The organism is [Clostridium] citroniae WAL-17108, from assembly GCF_000233455.1.
Lineage (GTDB): Bacteria > Bacillota > Clostridia > Lachnospirales > Lachnospiraceae > Enterocloster > Enterocloster citroniae.
Genome location: NZ_JH376421.1, coordinates 172,124 through 187,264, shown reverse-complemented (window position 1 = coordinate 187,264; position 15,141 = coordinate 172,124). Strand labels below are relative to the sequence as shown.

The following is a 15,141-nucleotide window of genomic DNA, read 5'->3' as shown; positions in this document are numbered from 1 at the left end:
GCATAGAAATTTCAGCAATCATTCATCCTACGGTATTCCAGGGGGGATAATCCTGTGTATCGCTTGAACACCTGAGAAAAATAGGAAAAATTAGTGTATCCGGTTTTCTGCGCAATGAGGCCAATGGGAATATCCGTGCTTTTTAGCATTTCCTTTGCTAATTCCATTTTCTCCCAGGTTATATATTCCGACAGAGTACCGCCGGTCTCCAGCTTAAAAAGCCGGGACAGGTACTCGGGATTGAGGAAGACAGCCTCCGCGATCTCTATACGGTTTAAGTCCCTGCTGATATTCTGCTGGATGTATTCAATGGCCCGTGCCACGGAATTACTGGAACCGGCGTAGTGGGCGGGGTGTTCTGTGGAATCCTTTGGCGGTCTGGCCGGAGGATCCGCATGGCTTTTTTCATGGATATCCATAATAGCCCTTGCCACAGCCGACTCAATATCGCTGTAGGGAGCGGGCTGAAGGATGTAGTCAAAGCCGCCCAATCGCACAGCTTCCTGGGCATAGGAAAATTCAGCATGTGCGGAGAGAAAGATACAGCGGGTAGAAAGCTTTTTTTCCTGGATCAGGGAGCAGAGCTCCAGCCCGCTGCGGGGCGGCATCTCAATATCACATAGCAGGATATCCACAGATTCCTCCAGCAGCAGTGTTTCGGCGTCCCCCACACTGTACGCCGTGAGAATCCGTTGAATCCCCAAATTCTTCCAATCTATACTGTTCTGTTCGCCCCATACAACATCGGGCTGATCATCCACAATTAACACTGTCACCTGTAATATCTCCTTCCTTTACCGGGATAAATATTTCCGACACAGGCCCCTGAGGGGTATTATAAAATGCAAACATCACTGAATCCCCATAGATCAGGCGGAAACGCTGCTGGATATTGTGAATGCCTACATGGCTGTCGGTGTATATCTTCTGGTTATTTTTCAGATTAATCTCACTGAGTACCTTTTTGGAAAATCCATCACCGTTGTCCTGTACGGTAAGAGCGATATATTTCTCCTCGCAGCTGTCCAGGTATGCTGCTTTGACCTGGATTACAGTGGTCTGGGGGCGGTCGGTCCGGTGCTTACAGGAGTTCTCCACAAAGGTGGACAGGGTCAAAGGAGGAATCATAAAGTCCATAAGCATTTCCGGCACATCAACAATACATTCCGTACCGCGGGCCAGTGTCAGCTGCTGAATGGAGATGTAGTGGTGGATATGCTCCAGCTCCTGGCGCAGGGGAACCAGCTCGGACTGGTCCCGGAAAATATACCGCAGGTGCTGCGAAATATTCAGGATAAATTTCTGTATTTTTTTGATATCTTTCTGTTCCGCTACCGCATAGAGCTCCTTCAGGCAGTTCAGATAAAAATGGGGGCGTATCTGCAGCTGGAGATACTGCTGCTGGGCCTTTTGGGTTACCAGCTCCCGCTCATAGGCCTGCAGCTGAAGGGTCCGGATCTGTCGCATCATTTCGTTAAATGTGGTTCCCACATTCTGAAATTCCAGCACATCAAACTCCGGGACAATGGCGGTCAGATTACCGGAGCGGATCTCAATAATGGTGTTCTCCAGACGGTCCAGCGGGCGCACCACCGCATGGCGTACCCAGCGCAGCAGCAGCGGGATCAGGATCACGGAATAGAGGGAGATAACAAAAAATGATACCTGCAGGGCGGACATGCTGGTAAGAAACCCTCCCTGCTCTACCAGCAGGAGCAGATTGACGTCAGATTCTCTTATGGGAGTGTGCAGGATCATCCAGGCCGGTTTTCCCGCAATGGTGTAGCTGCCCGCCCCTAAGACTGAGGAAAAGTCAATATCCGGATGGGTACCGTAGACCTCAGTGCCGTTTCCCAGACAGAAGGCGATCTCAGCCTGCTGGTCTGAGTAGAGGACAATGTCGCTGAGGGACTGAAAGGATATGAGGGCGGCAAGATAGGTCCCCCGATACCCATAAAAGCGTACCAGGTAATTGCTGCCGTCAATGGTGCGGGTGTTCCATCCGTTGCTGTAGCTGATGTGGGAACTCCGGATCGTATCCTTGACCCAGCCTGCGATCGTCTGCTTTTGGCTGTATGTATAGTCCTGTTTAAAGATATCCCGATAGACAAAGCTGTCTTCACTATAAACAAAAAAACCATCACAGAACGAGTAGATCCGCTGGTATTCCGACAGCTGGGAGATCAGGCCTTGGGAAGAAACATGAGCCTGAAGGGTATTTGTTTTGCCGGATAAAAGGTGGAAGTCCGTATTGGAAGCCACCAGGCCCAGCATGGCCACATCCACCTTGTCCAGGTTGCTGTTGATCTGGTTTGCACAGTATTCGATGGTGCGCTTGTTGGAATCGGCAATCTTGCGGTTGGAGTATATGATGTAAAGAAAAATGGTGAACAGGATCAGTCCTACCAGAAAACTGAGGGAGCCGGCCAGCAGTGCTATCATGCGTTTTTTAAGTGAGTACCTATGTTTTTCAGTCATGATCCCCTCCTTACATCCAGTGAATAAATATTTTTAATAATGTATAATATCAGGATATCATTATATCAATAAAATATGGGTTTGATAATTGCCATTGCGTATAAAAGTCATATTATCAACAATTTGTGTCACAATATTTATAGATAATGTCCAAAGGTTTGGCTAAAATAAAATGCATAGATTTGCAACATAACCAGAAGATTATGAGAGTACACGAAAACAAGGAGGAAAATGATTATGAAAAAACGGACACTTGCCTTTGTTCTTGCCGCAATGCTGACGGCCGGCGCCGCCCTATCCGGCTGTGGGAAAACTGAAAATAATGCCGCTGCCGTTTCCGGCGAGGCTGTCTCTTCAGATACCGCGGAGGAGGGCGGTTTAAAGGAAAAAGAACTGGTAACCCTGGATGTGGTCATGATGTCCTCCGGAAAGAATGAACCGGATATTACCGCGGTTGAGGATAGGATGAACGAGATTCTGGAGGAGAAGCTGAACTGCCATGTAAACCTGACATTTATTGCTTATGCCAACTATGCGGAACAGACTTCCCTGATGCTCTCCTCCGGTGAGGACGCCGATCTGATGGCCGTTTACCTGACACCGCTTCCCACCTGTGCAAATGCAGGGCAGATCATTCCTCTCGATGACCTGCTGGAACAGTATGGGCAGGGCATTAAGGAGCAGATCGGAGAATACATCGAGTGCGGCCGCGTGGGCGACAGCATTTATGGCATCACCACCAACAGGGACCTGGCCAATTCCCAGGGATTTGCTTTTGTGAAATCCGTGGCGGACCAGGCGGGATTTGACTATGAGAACATCCAGACACTGGACGACCTGGAGCGGGAACTGTTAAAGGTTAAGGAAGCGTATCCGGACATGTGGCCGGTGGCTGTTACCGCAGGTGAGAATATCCGAAACTGGGGATGGGATCCATTAGGGGATGATACCGTAAACCTGGGAGTGCTATCCGATATGGCCCAGGAGCCCACGGTGGTGAATCTCTATGAGACGGATCAGTATAGGGAACTGGCACAGGAGATGTATGACTGGATGCAGGAAGGACTGATCCAGGCGGATGCGGTCAATACCACTGAATCCTCCACCACTTTGCTAAGCGCCGGTACTGCCTTTGGATATTTTACAAATTTAAAGCCGGGATTTGCGGAAGAAAATTCATCCTCATTGGGTTTTGAACTTGCAACCATTGAGATCATTCCCGCTCTGGGCGCAACGAATAATGTTTCCCGTGCCACCTGGACCATCTCCAGCGGATGCAAAAATCCGGAGGCAGCCATGAAGCTTTTAAACGAACTTTATACAAATCCGGAGTTGGCGAATCTCTACATATACGGCATAGAGGACACTCATTACAAGGTACTGGAAAGAAGCGGCGCCTCCAATGGAGAGGACATTATTACCTGGGCAGACGGCGTGGATGCCACAACCTCTAATTACCGCAAGTCCGCCACCTGGCTTGCGCCCAACCAGTTTATTGGCGATGTGTGGGAGGGGAGCGCCTCTGATATCTGGGATCAGCAGAGATCCTTTAACAACAATGCCCTGAAGTCGGTGGCATTTGGATTTACTTATGATTCAGCCGGTGTTACAAATGAGGTGGCAGCCTGCACCAATGTTGTCTCCAAATACCACAATGCTCTGATCTGCGGAGCACTGGAGCCGGAATCCACCCTGAAGCGGTTTAACGAGGAACTGTATGCGGCAGGATTGCAGAATATCATTGACGAGAAGCAGAAACAGCTGGATGAGTGGCTTACGGTTTATGGAAAGTGATGCAATCCTTAGAAAATAGATAGGAGAAATTACATGAAGGATATCTCTAATGTCCGCCGGGCGTCCGTCAGATCGCGTTTAAAGCGCAGTCTTCCCCTCTATCTGATGTTCCTTCCAGGGGCGCTCTATCTGATCCTTAATAACTATATTCCCATGGCAGGGCTGATCATCGCCTTTAAACAGGTCAACTGGAGTAAGGGGATCTTAAATAGCGATTGGGTGGGATTTGCCAACTTTGAATATTTGTTCAAGACAAAGGAAGCCTGGATCATTACACGAAATACGCTGTTGTATAATGCGGTGTTTATTATCTTGGGAACCATGCTTGCCATTACGGTTGCTATCCTTTTGAATGAGATCCGCTCCAATCGGTTGAAGAAAATGTACCAGACCGTTATCCTGCTGCCATACCTGATCTCCATGGTGGTAGTCAGTTACCTGGTCTACGCCCTTCTTTCCAGTGAAAACGGTTTTATTAATCTAAGTATTTTAAGACCTATGAACGCTCAGGAGATCAGCTGGTATACGGAGCCGAAATATTGGCCGGCTATTTTGGTGATCGTACATTTGTGGAAGACATTCGGCTATAATTGTGTCCTGTATTATGCGGTCCTGGTGGGTATTGACCGTGGGTATTACGAGGCGGCAGCCATAGACGGCGCGGGAAGATGGCAGCAAATTGTTAAGATCACGCTGCCTTCCCTGGTTCCGACTATTATTGTGCTGACACTGATGAGTATCGGAAAGATTTTTTATTCGGATTTCGGCCTGTTCTATCAGGTGCCCATGGACTCAGGTCCGCTTTATGACGTGACAAATACCATTGATACATATGTGTACCGAGGTCTGATCCGCTTGAACAATATCGGAATGTCCTCAGCAGCCGGATTCTATCAAAGTGTTGTGGGTTTTGTTCTGGTATTATTTGCCAATTACACGGTGCGCCGGATTGACAAAGAGAACGCGCTGTTTTAAGAGAAGGGAGAGACCGCAATGGTAGACAAGAAAAAAGGGTTTCAGATTTTTGCAAACCTGATCATGATCGCATTAACAATTTGCTGCCTGTTTCCCTTCCTGCTTTTGATCATGTCCTCGCTGACGGACGAGACTACGCTGATCCGTGAAGGCTATTCCATATTTCCCAGCAAATTCGGCCTGGACTCCTACGCATATTTGCTGAGGAACATTGGTAAAATCGGACGGGCTTATGGAATTACGATCCTGGTAACAGTGGCGGGTACTGCAAGCAGCATGTTTATAACCATTCTTATGGCATATCCCCTGTCCAGAAAAGAATTATATGGTCGGAACATATTGGCGTTTTTTGTATTTTTCACCATGCTGTTTAACGGCGGCCTGGTTCCCACCTATATTATGTACACCCGTTATCTGCATATAAAAAATACGCTGTGGGCGCTTTTGATCCCCTCCCTTTTGGTCAGTGCGTTTTATGTGATCATGATGCGGACATATTTTGTTACCAACATTCCGGATGCCATTATCGAGGCGGCCAGGATCGATGGCGCCGGGGAGTGGAGGACGTTGTTTACCGTGGTCCTTCCACTGGCCGGCCCAATGATCGCCACCCTGGCTCTGCTCATCGGGCTGGGATATTGGAACGACTGGAAGAACGGATTCTATTATCTGACGGATTCCAGACTTTATTCCATCCAGAACATGCTGAACCAGATGCTAAAGGATGTGCAGTTCCTAAAGTCCGGCGCAGACGCCTCCGCGGCCGCGGAGCTGACCCAGGATATGCCGAGTGTGGGGATCAAGATGGCCATAGCTGTGATTGGAGCATTGCCTGTTATGGTGATTTATCCTTTTTTCCAGAAGTATTTTGTTAAAGGTATTACAATAGGGGCTGTAAAAGGCTGACAAGGAGGAGATGACGAGGATGAAAGTCGGAGCAACAATTTATTCGTTAATGGGTATGCTGAGGGAAGATTATTTTGGGACACTTGAGAAGCTGGCGGCCACGGGCTGCAAGTACATTGAATATGTGACAACGCCTTTGGATGAAAATGGGGTGGCAATGGCATCTCCCGGTGAGATCGGAAGGCGTGTAAAGGAAATGGGATTGACACCCATCTCCAGCCATGTACATTTGACCGCGGATCCTGAAGTGATGAAGCAGGTGATCCAGGATAATATCCAAATGGGCGCCCCGCGTCTGGTGCTGCCCTTTGAACTGATGAATACAGCGGATCAGGTAAAAGCAGTTGCCGATCTGTGCAATGAGATGGGACGCCGTTGTAAGGAAAATGGCCTGGAGTTTTACTACCATAATCATTTTCAGGAATTTGTTGCAATTGATGGACAACTGGCATTGGATCTGTTCCTGGAGGAGACAGACCCGGCGCTGGTCCGGTTTCAGCTGGATACATACTGGGCCAAGCGGGCCGGCCATGATCCCATACAACTGCTGGAGCACCTGGGAAGCCGCTGCACCATGATCCACCAAAAGGACCTGGCAAAACAGGCGGATCCGGTCAATCTTTATGAAGTCATCACACCCCCTGTGACCGATCTTGTTTTTAAAGAACTGAGGGCGAAAGGAGCCATAAAAAACGGCGATTTCGTAACCGTAGGACGTGGGATCCTGGATATAAAGGGCATTGTGGATAAGGCCAGGGAACTGGGACACGCCAACTATATCATAGTGGAACTGGACAATATCAATGATGTGGAGGCTGTTAAGGAAAGCATCCGCTGCCTGGAAAAATTGGTGTAGGAGGAAAAGCATGAAATTAGGAGTATTAACAGTGGCGCTCAACAATCTGAGCCTGGAGGAAGCGTGCAAGTTTCTTGCAAAAAGGGGTGTCCAGATGGTGGAGATCGGCTGCGGCGGATTTCCCGGCAAGGTACATTGCGATGCCGCCGAGCTTCTGGCGGACAGTAAAAAGCGGGAAACTTTTCTAAAGACCATACATAGTTACGGGCTGGAGATCAGTGCTCTCAGCAGCCACGGAAATATGATCCATCCGGACCCCGGGACAGCAAAAGGGTATGAGGAGGATTTTACAAATGCGATCCTGTTGGCTGAAAAGCTGGGTGTTTCAGTGGTAAACACGTTCTCCGGGTGCCCGGGGGGAAGTGAGGATGACAGGACTCCTAACTGGGTAACCTGCCCCTGGCCCGATGATTTTGAACACATTCTTGAGTACCAGTGGGATCAGGTGCTGGTTCCCTACTGGAAGAAAAAGGCGGCCTTTGCCAGGGAGCATGGCGTGGGTAAAATCGCGTTGGAGCTTCACCCGGGATTCTGTGTGTACAATACCGCAAGTCTGCTTAAACTGCGTGAGGCGGTTGGACCGGAAATTGGAGCCAATTTGGACCCCAGCCATCTGATCTGGCAGGGAATGGATCCATGCGCTGCCATCCGTCAGATCGGCGAAGCCGGGGCATTGTTCCATTTCCATGCAAAGGATACCAAAATTGATGCCAGGAACACGCAAGTCAACGGTGTGCTGGACACGCAGCATTACTCCAGGGAAATGGACCGGTCCTGGATCTTCAGGACGGTGGGCTATGGAAATGGCGAGGATTATTGGAAAAATATTATCTCTGAGCTGCGTATGGCTGGATATGACTATGCGGTCAGCATTGAACATGAGGATGGGATGATGTCCGGCAGGGAAGGGCTTGAGAAGGCAATCCGGTTTCTTCAGAATATTTTGATCTACGAAGACCGTGGCGCGATGTATTGGGCATAAAATGCGGGACAGAAGGAGAAAACAGCATCATGGAACATAAAATTGCATTTGTAGGTTTTGGCGGTATGGCCGGCTGGCATTACCGGAAACTTCAGACCATTGAGCATATTACAGTGGCCGGTATCTGGGATATCAAGAAAGAGAGAAGAGATGCCGCATCGGAGCTGGGAATTCATGTGTATCAGAGCATGGAGGACCTTCTGGCTGATCCGTCCACGGATCTGGTGCTGCTGGCGGCTCCAAATGATGTACATAAGCCAGCAGCGATTGCAGCCATGGAGGCCGGAAAGAACGTAATCAGTGAAAAGCCGGTAACCTTAAATTCCGCAGAACTCCGGGAGATCATTCATGTGTCGCAGCGGACAGGACGGTTTTTTACAGTCCATCAGAACCGGCGCTGGGATGAGGATTACCTGACCATTAAAAAAATCTTAGATGAGGGCCGTCTGGGAGAAGTATTCCGGCTGGAGTCCAGGGTCCATGGATCCCGTGGGATACCCGGGGATTGGCGTCAGGAAAAAATACACGGCGGAGGGATGATTCTGGACTGGGGCGTCCATCTTCTGGATCAGCTGCTGCTTTTGTTTCCTGATGTGGCAGTTGAGTCGGTCTGCGCCTCGGTCACCCATGTGACAAACCAGATGGTAGATGACGGCTTCACGGCAGAAATAGGCTTTGCCAACGGGGTACGGTCATTGGTAGAGGTTGGGACCAGCCATTTCATTTCCCTTCCCAGGTGGTTTGCGCTGGGAGCGGACGGGACCGCGGTCATTGAGGACTGGAACTTAAAGGGCAGGATCGTTAAAGCTGTTGGCGTGAATGAGAAGGACGTGGTTCCGGTCATCACAGCGGCAGGTCTTACAAAGACCATGGCGCCAAGGAGAGCGGACACTATCTACACGGAGGAACTTCCAAAGGTGGCGAGCGATGTGCGTGACTTTTACCGGAATGTAATGGCTGTTCTGGAGGGAAGGGAAGAGAGCCTGATCAGGCTTACGCAAGTGATGCGGGTCATGAAACTGATGGAAGCCATCATAGAGTCTGCCGAGACGGGCAGGGTTGTGAAATTTGAGTAAAGCATGCGTTCGGAGCCCTTTGGCATCTATCTGTTCCGAGAGCACGCTAAATATGCTGGGAGGTTTTAACTATGATGAGAAAATTGAAAGTAGGAGTGATCGGCTGCGGCGGGATCGCCAACAGAAAGCATTTGCCGGCCATGGAAAAAAATGGGAATTTTGAGATCGTGGCATTCTGCGATATTATCCGGGAAAGGGCTGAAAAGGCCAAGGCAGAGTTTGGGGAGCAGGGTGCCGCGGTGTATACTGACTACAAAGAACTGTTAAAGGAAGATGTGGAGGCAGTGTATGTGCTGACCCCTAACAGTTCCCATGGGCCCATCAGTATTGACGCAATGGAAGCGGGAAAGCATGTCATGTGTGAAAAGCCAATGGCAAAGACCAGCGCAGAGGCAGAGGCGATGCTGGAAGCCTCTGAGCGGACAGGAAAGCTGTTGACCATCGGATATCAGAACAGGTACCGCAGTGATTCCCAGTACTTAAAGCGGGCCTGCGAGAGCGGGGACCTGGGAGAGGTATACTATGCCAAGGCCCATGCGGTCCGCAGAAGAGCGGTTCCCACCTGGGGCGTGTTCCTGGATGCTGAGAAGCAGGGAGGCGGTCCCTTGATCGATATCGGCACCCATGCATTGGACCTGACCTTGTGGATGATGGACAACTATGAACCTGAGATGGCGGTGGGCTCCGTGTACCGCAAACTGGCTGATCAGACAGAGACCGGTAATGCATGGGGAGACTGGGACCCTGATATTTTTACCGTGGAAGATTCCGCATTTGGTTTTATTAAAATGAAAAATGGGGCCACCATCAGCCTGGAATCCTCCTGGGCGTTAAACAGTCTGGATGTGAGGGAGGCTGAAACCACCCTGTGCGGTACAAAAGCCGGAGCCGATATGGTAAACGGACTTCGCATCAACCGGGTGAATTTTGGAAAGCAGTGTGTGGAAACTCCGGATCTGGGCAAGGGCGGTGTGGCTTTTTATGATGGAAATGCGGAAAAGCCCGCGGATGTGGAGCAGCGCGTATTTTATGATGCTGTTGTAAACGGAAAAACCCTGGTGGTAAAACCGTACCAGGCACTGGTGGTGACCCGGATCCTGGAAGCCATCTATGAATCAGGGAGAACCGGACAGCCGGTATACTTTGACCGGTAAGGCTGGCCGGTCAGACCTTTTGCCCGGGCGGACCTTTTTGCCCGGGCGGACTTTTTTACCCGGGCAGACTTTTTTGCCCGGGCAGACTTTTTTGCCCGGGCAGACTTTTTTGCCCGGACAGACTTTTTTGCCCGGACAGATCTTTTTCGTTCAGGCAGACCTTTTCACTGGGACAGACCCTCTTCCGGTCCGGTCTGCTGATCAGGACAACCTCAAGGCCCATTCCTTGCAATCCCACACGTCCGTGGCCAGCCCTTCATAGAACTCCGGTTCGTGGCAGATGAGCAGAATGCTTCCCTTGTATTCCTTCAGGGCCCGTTTCAGCTCCTCCTTTGCATCCACATCCAGATGGTTTGTTGGCTCGTCCAGAAGAAGGACATTGGACTCCCTGTTGATCAGTTTACATAATCTAACCTTGGCCTGTTCGCCGCCGCTTAGGACACGCACCTGGCTTTCGATGTGCTTGGTAGTCAGTCCGCATTTTGCAAGGGCGGAGCGCACCTGGTACTGGGTGTAGGATGGAAACTCCTTCCAGATCTCTTCCAGGCATGTGCTGGTATTGCCGGGAGCCATCTCCTGTTCAAAGTAGCCGATGGACAGGTAATCACCCAGCTCCACGCTTCCGCTCAGGGCAGGGGTGATACCAAGAATACTCTTTAACAGGGTGGTCTTTCCAATACCGTTGGCGCCCACCAGCACTACCTTCTGACCGCGTTCCATCACCAGGTTCAGGGGGCGTGAAAGGGGTTCGTCATAGCCAATGATCAGGTCGGTGGTCTCAAAGATATATTTGCCTGCCGTGCGTGCGTTGAGAAAATGGAATTCCGGCTTTGGTTTTTCCCTTGCAAGTTCGATCACGTCCATCTTATCCAGCTTTTTCTGGCGGGACATGGCCATGTTCCTGGTAGCCACCCTGGCCTTGTTGCGGGCCACAAAATCTTCCAACTCTGAGATCTCCTGCTGCTGGCGCTTGTAAGCTGCCTCCAGCTGCGCCTTTTTAGCTGCATATACTTCCTGGAATTTATCATAGTCCCCCACATAGCGGTCCAGACTCTGGTTCTCCATGTGATAGATCAGGTTAATTACGCTGTTGAGAAAGGGGATATCGTGGGAAATAAGGATAAATGCATTCTCATATTCCTGAAGATAGCGCTTCAGCCATTCGATATGCACCGCATCCAGGTAGTTGGTGGGCTCGTCCAGAAGGAGGATATCGGGTTTTTGGAGCAGCAGCTTTCCCAGGAGCACCTTGGTCCTCTGGCCCCCGGAAAGTTCGGTCACATCCTTGTCCATGCCAATGTCGTTCAGGCCCAGGGCGCGGCCCACTTCCTCCACCTTGGAGTCAATGATATAAAAATCATGTGCCATCAGCAGGTCCTGGATCGTACCCAGCTCCTCCATCATGGCATTCATCTCATCTTCACTGGCATTCCCCATGTTGTCGCAGATATGGTTCATCTGCTCCTCCATCTCAAAAAGAAAAGCAAAGGCGCTTTTTAACACATCTCTGACCGTCATTCCCTTTTCCAGCGCCGTGTGCTGGTCCAGGTATCCTACGCGGACGTTCTTAGCCCACTCCACCTTGCCTTCGTCCGGCATGAGTTTATCCGTAATAATGTTCATAAACGTAGATTTTCCCTCGCCGTTAGCTCCAATGAGGCCAATGTGCTCACCCTTTAACAGGCGGAAGGAAACATCATGGAAAATTGCGCGGTCCCCAAAGCCGTGGCTTAAATGTTCAACATTTAAAATACTCATTTGTCTTAAAACTCCTTTGATTAATGGTATTATTCTACATGACATTGGGGATTCTGACAAGCTTAAAACGGAAATACCCTTATCATTTTATCTTCCCTGTGTTATACTCATAGGCAAAGAATGAGATCAGGAGCTGACAGGATGGATAAACAGAAGATCCGCATTATTAAAAAGAATGATGAATACTCCATGGAATACCAGCCCGGTGATATTTTTACCGTGGACAGCACCTGGTATGGCGGAGTGAATGTGACCAGTGTGTCGGGAATCCCTCTGTCCCTGGACAGGGATGAATATGAAGTGCTGAAGGATGAGGGACAGTCCCCACATCCCATTGACGCCTACTCCTATGAGGTGGGCGTGATGGATTGTTTCTGCGAAATGGTGTCCAGCGGACTTAAGAAGCTTGCCATGAGCCACCCCTGTGATACAAGGGCGGAGCGCGATTCCTATCTTGGCCAGGTGCAAAGGCTCTGCACCGAGTATGGGATCAGGTATTACCCCGAGGACCAGGCATTGATAACAGACCTGTTCCCGGAACGGGCGAATAAGGACAAGTTTAATTACCTGTTCTTCCGAACAGAGGATGTATTGGAACAGTATATGGCATTAAAGGAAAGGCAGAGATGCCTTATCAGGGATAATGGGTACACGGCACAGGCGCGTTATGAACTGGCCGTGGAATTTGGACTCCTTTTGTCCTACCCGGAGGATGGGATCGCCAGGCTGATCCAAAAGGCAACCGGGAAATAGCAGACAGAGAATTACAACGGTGTACTCTCGGAATCAGAGAGTACATAACCATGATCAGGAGGAAATTGTGGAACATCAAGGGCAGGAGAATCAAAAGCAGGAGAACCAAAAGCAGGAGAATCAAAAGCAGGGATACCAGGAGCAGGGACATAAGAGGCGGGTCCGCTATAAAGGCACCCATCCAAAGAAATATAATGAGAAATACAAAGAACTGCAGCCGGAAAAATATCCGGAGACAGTGGCAAAGGTGATCAGTAAGGGGAGTACTCCCGTAGGTATGCACATTTCCATCATGGTAAAGGAGATACTGGAGTTTCTTCAGATCCAGCCGGGACAGAAAGGCTTGGACGCCACTCTGGGATACGGCGGGCATACCCAGGAAATGTTAAAGTGCCTGCAGTCAAAGGGGCATCTGTACGCCCTGGATGTGGATACCATCGAGATGGCCAAAACCAGAGAGCGCCTTTTCAAGCTGGGATATGGGCCGGAGATCCTTACCGTCAGGCAGCTGAACTTTGCCCATATTGACCAGGTGGCCGCGGAGGCGGGACCCTTTGATTTTATATTGGCGGACCTGGGCGTTTCATCCATGCAGATCGATAACCCGGAGAGAGGATTTTCTTTTAAAAAGGACGGGCCGTTGGACCTGCGCCTGGACTCTGAAAAAGGGATCCCAGCATCCCAGCGCCTCATGACCATTTCACGTGAGGAGCTTCAGGGAATGTTAATTGAGAATTCAGATGAACCCTACGCGGAGGAGATTGCAAAGGCTATTGTGAATGAGATCAAAAGGGGAAATGAGATAACCACTACCACCAGGCTGAGGGAGGTCATTGAGACTGCCCTTTCCTTTATCCCTGAGGCGGACCGGAAAGAGGCTGTTAAGAAATCCTGCCAGAGAACGTTCCAGGCCCTGCGTATTGACATCAACAGCGAATTTGAGGTTTTATACCAGTTTCTGGAAAAACTGCCGGATGTCCTGGCACCGGGGGGACGTGTTGCCATTCTCACCTTTCATTCCGGGGAGGACAGAATTGTTAAGAAATCTTTTAAGCAGCTGCACAAGGCGGGGATCTACAGCGAGATCGCCTCAGATGTGGTGCGTCCTTCCGCGGAGGAGTGCGGCATCAACAGCCGCGCCAGGTCAACAAAGATGAGATGGGCTGTGAAGGCGTAGAAGGTCCCCGTCATTTGCCGGGTACGCCTGCTTTTGGTATAATAAAACGGAACAAGTGAAACAGGGCATATATGAATCGGAACATATATGACAGGAACAGGGAGACACAGCCATGAATATACAGATATTTGGAAGAAGCAAGTGCTTTGAAACAAAGAAGGCGGAGCGGTATTTTAAAGAGCGAGGGATTAGATTCCAGTCCATAAACCTGAATGAGAAAGAGATGAGCAGGGGAGAATTTACCCGTGTGAAGCAGGCGGTGGGCGGCCTGGAGAACATGATCGACCAGGCATGCAGGGACCGGGATCTGCTGGCTTTGATACAGTACATTGCCCAGGAAGACAGGGAAGAGAAGGTGTTTGAGAACCAGAAGGTGTTGAAAACCCCCATTGTGAGAAACGCATCCCAGGCTACGGTGGGATATCACCCGGAGATATGGAAAACCTGGGAATAGGGCGTATATAAGAAATGTACAATGCTGGGAGACGGTTTTGGAAAGTGATGCCAACAGGATGATGGTTCGCAATATCGGGATGTGAGGCGGAGGTATGGGAAAATGGAACGCTGTGATGCAAAGGAACTGAAAAAGATCCTGCGAAAAGAAATCAGGGCAAAGATAGAAAGTTTGGATCCTGAATACTGTATACAGGCGGACCGGGACATTTTTAAACAGGTGACAGAACTGGAGGCATACAAACAGGGGAAGGCTATTTTCTGTTTTGTGGGCACCAAGGGGGAGATCGACACGGCCCCCATCATAAACCATGCCCTAAGCCTGGGCAAACAAGTGGCTGTGCCAAAATGCAGGTCCAAAGGCATCATGGATGCACGCCTGATCCAGTCCCTGTCAGATCTCAGGGTTGGGTTTTACGGGATTATGGAGCCGGACGAATATGCTCCCTGTCTCGGGCCGGAGAAGGTGGACCTGGCCATCATACCCTGCCTGTCCTGCAGCAGCAGTGGAAAGCGCTTGGGTTACGGCGGCGGATACTATGACCGGTACCTGGAACATGTGACAGGCCTGAAGGCTGTTATATGCAGGAGACAGATTATGAGGGATGATATTCCTGTGGAGGACCATGACCAGGATGTGGACCTGGTGATCTGCGAAGAAAATATATGGAGACTAGGGGAAAATGATCTTTTTGTGTCAGGGGGAAATAGTTAAATAGTTAAAATAGTTAAAGTTCTATGAAATCACGGATTTCCCCTTGACAAGTTGAGAAAAAAGG

14 protein-coding genes are annotated in these 15,141 nt (G+C 49.9%); 11 read left to right on the top strand and 3 right to left on the bottom strand.

All coding sequences use genetic code 11. From position 1 onward, the window contains the following. Positions 1–11 precede the first annotated feature (11 nt). On the bottom strand, positions 12–776 hold the full coding sequence (locus HMPREF9469_RS10860) for a helix-turn-helix domain-containing protein (protein WP_007861884.1): 765 nt from the start codon (positions 774–776) through the stop codon (positions 12–14). Continuing rightward, entirely contained in the window at positions 754–2,478 is a 1,725-nt protein-coding gene (locus HMPREF9469_RS10855) for a sensor histidine kinase (RefSeq protein WP_007861883.1), read from the bottom strand. Before HMPREF9469_RS10855 ends, HMPREF9469_RS10860 begins: the two co-directional genes overlap by 23 nt. A 237-nt stretch (positions 2,479–2,715) precedes the next feature. On the opposite strand from HMPREF9469_RS10855, the gene HMPREF9469_RS10850 reads away from it, so the two are divergent. The 7 genes from HMPREF9469_RS10850 to HMPREF9469_RS10820 all read left to right on the top strand — a co-directional run bounded on the left by HMPREF9469_RS10850 (position 2,716) and on the right by HMPREF9469_RS10820 (position 10,221). Beyond that, the gene (locus tag HMPREF9469_RS10850; protein ID WP_007861882.1) at positions 2,716–4,272 is read left to right on the top strand and encodes an ABC transporter substrate-binding protein; all 1,557 of its coding nucleotides are present in this window, start codon (positions 2,716–2,718) and stop codon (positions 4,270–4,272) included. A 33-nt stretch (positions 4,273–4,305) separates the two neighbouring features. Continuing rightward, positions 4,306–5,247: an ABC transporter permease gene (locus HMPREF9469_RS10845; RefSeq protein WP_007861880.1), complete on the top strand. Its 942-nt coding sequence runs from the start codon at positions 4,306–4,308 to the stop codon at positions 5,245–5,247. Between the two features lie 18 nt (positions 5,248–5,265). Then, positions 5,266–6,153 carry a carbohydrate ABC transporter permease gene (locus tag HMPREF9469_RS10840; protein WP_007861877.1) on the top strand — a complete coding sequence of 296 codons (888 nt, stop codon included), beginning with the start codon at positions 5,266–5,268 and terminating at the stop codon, positions 6,151–6,153. 19 nt (positions 6,154–6,172) lie between these two features. Beyond that, positions 6,173–7,009, top strand: a complete 837-nt coding sequence (locus HMPREF9469_RS10835; protein ID WP_007861875.1) for a sugar phosphate isomerase/epimerase family protein — start codon at positions 6,173–6,175, stop codon at positions 7,007–7,009. 10 nt (positions 7,010–7,019) lie between these two features. Beyond that, the gene (locus HMPREF9469_RS10830; RefSeq protein WP_007861873.1) at positions 7,020–7,991 is read left to right on the top strand and encodes a sugar phosphate isomerase/epimerase family protein; all 972 of its coding nucleotides are present in this window, start codon (positions 7,020–7,022) and stop codon (positions 7,989–7,991) included. Positions 7,992–8,020: 29 nt separating this feature from the next. Then, on the top strand, positions 8,021–9,067 hold the full coding sequence (locus tag HMPREF9469_RS10825) for a Gfo/Idh/MocA family protein (RefSeq protein ID WP_007861871.1): 1,047 nt from the start codon (positions 8,021–8,023) through the stop codon (positions 9,065–9,067). Between the two features lie 74 nt (positions 9,068–9,141). Further along, positions 9,142–10,221, top strand: coding sequence for a Gfo/Idh/MocA family protein (locus tag HMPREF9469_RS10820; protein WP_157140292.1), 1,080 nt, complete (start codon positions 9,142–9,144; stop codon positions 10,219–10,221). Between the two features lie 201 nt (positions 10,222–10,422). Here the strand turns inward: HMPREF9469_RS10820 and HMPREF9469_RS10815 are convergent, their stop codons facing one another. Continuing rightward, the gene (locus HMPREF9469_RS10815) at positions 10,423–11,979 is read right to left on the bottom strand and encodes an ABC-F family ATP-binding cassette domain-containing protein (protein ID WP_007861867.1); all 1,557 of its coding nucleotides are present in this window, start codon (positions 11,977–11,979) and stop codon (positions 10,423–10,425) included. 141 nt (positions 11,980–12,120) lie between these two features. Here HMPREF9469_RS10815 and HMPREF9469_RS10810 point away from each other — a divergent pair, with 141 nt between their 5' ends. The 4 genes from HMPREF9469_RS10810 (at position 12,121) to HMPREF9469_RS10795 (ending at position 15,077) form a co-directional block, all read left to right on the top strand. Then, positions 12,121–12,732: a hypothetical protein gene (locus HMPREF9469_RS10810; protein ID WP_007861866.1), complete on the top strand. Its 612-nt coding sequence runs from the start codon at positions 12,121–12,123 to the stop codon at positions 12,730–12,732. A 67-nt stretch (positions 12,733–12,799) separates the two neighbouring features. After that, positions 12,800–13,909, top strand: coding sequence for a 16S rRNA (cytosine(1402)-N(4))-methyltransferase RsmH (gene rsmH / locus HMPREF9469_RS10805; protein WP_007861864.1), 1,110 nt, complete (start codon positions 12,800–12,802; stop codon positions 13,907–13,909). 112 nt (positions 13,910–14,021) lie between these two features. Continuing rightward, on the top strand, positions 14,022–14,363 hold the full coding sequence (locus HMPREF9469_RS10800; protein ID WP_007861858.1) for an arsenate reductase family protein: 342 nt from the start codon (positions 14,022–14,024) through the stop codon (positions 14,361–14,363). A 102-nt stretch (positions 14,364–14,465) separates the two neighbouring features. Beyond that, a complete protein-coding gene (locus HMPREF9469_RS10795) occupies positions 14,466–15,077 on the top strand; it encodes a 5-formyltetrahydrofolate cyclo-ligase (protein ID WP_007861857.1) in 612 nt (203 codons plus the stop codon). Positions 15,078–15,141: the final 64 nt, after the last annotated feature.

What these genes read in the sequence shown, in the direction of transcription:
- HMPREF9469_RS10845 (WP_007861880.1), top strand. Translation starts at nt 4,306, where the DNA reads ATGAAGGATATCTCTAATGTCCGCCGGGCGTCCGTCAGATCGCGTTTA.
- HMPREF9469_RS10830 (WP_007861873.1), top strand. Translation starts at nt 7,020, where the DNA reads ATGAAATTAGGAGTATTAACAGTGGCGCTCAACAATCTGAGCCTGGAG.
- HMPREF9469_RS10795 (WP_007861857.1), top strand. Translation starts at nt 14,466, where the DNA reads ATGGAACGCTGTGATGCAAAGGAACTGAAAAAGATCCTGCGAAAAGAA.
- HMPREF9469_RS10855 (WP_007861883.1), bottom strand. Translation starts at nt 2,478, where the DNA reads ATGACTGAAAAACATAGGTACTCACTTAAAAAACGCATGATAGCACTG.
- HMPREF9469_RS10800 (WP_007861858.1), top strand. Translation starts at nt 14,022, where the DNA reads ATGAATATACAGATATTTGGAAGAAGCAAGTGCTTTGAAACAAAGAAG.
- HMPREF9469_RS10820 (WP_157140292.1), top strand. Translation starts at nt 9,142, where the DNA reads ATGAGAAAATTGAAAGTAGGAGTGATCGGCTGCGGCGGGATCGCCAAC.
- HMPREF9469_RS10825 (WP_007861871.1), top strand. Translation starts at nt 8,021, where the DNA reads ATGGAACATAAAATTGCATTTGTAGGTTTTGGCGGTATGGCCGGCTGG.
- HMPREF9469_RS10815 (WP_007861867.1), bottom strand. Translation starts at nt 11,979, where the DNA reads ATGAGTATTTTAAATGTTGAACATTTAAGCCACGGCTTTGGGGACCGC.
- HMPREF9469_RS10810 (WP_007861866.1), top strand. Translation starts at nt 12,121, where the DNA reads ATGGATAAACAGAAGATCCGCATTATTAAAAAGAATGATGAATACTCC.
- HMPREF9469_RS10835 (WP_007861875.1), top strand. Translation starts at nt 6,173, where the DNA reads ATGAAAGTCGGAGCAACAATTTATTCGTTAATGGGTATGCTGAGGGAA.
- HMPREF9469_RS10840 (WP_007861877.1), top strand. Translation starts at nt 5,266, where the DNA reads ATGGTAGACAAGAAAAAAGGGTTTCAGATTTTTGCAAACCTGATCATG.
- HMPREF9469_RS10850 (WP_007861882.1), top strand. Translation starts at nt 2,716, where the DNA reads ATGAAAAAACGGACACTTGCCTTTGTTCTTGCCGCAATGCTGACGGCC.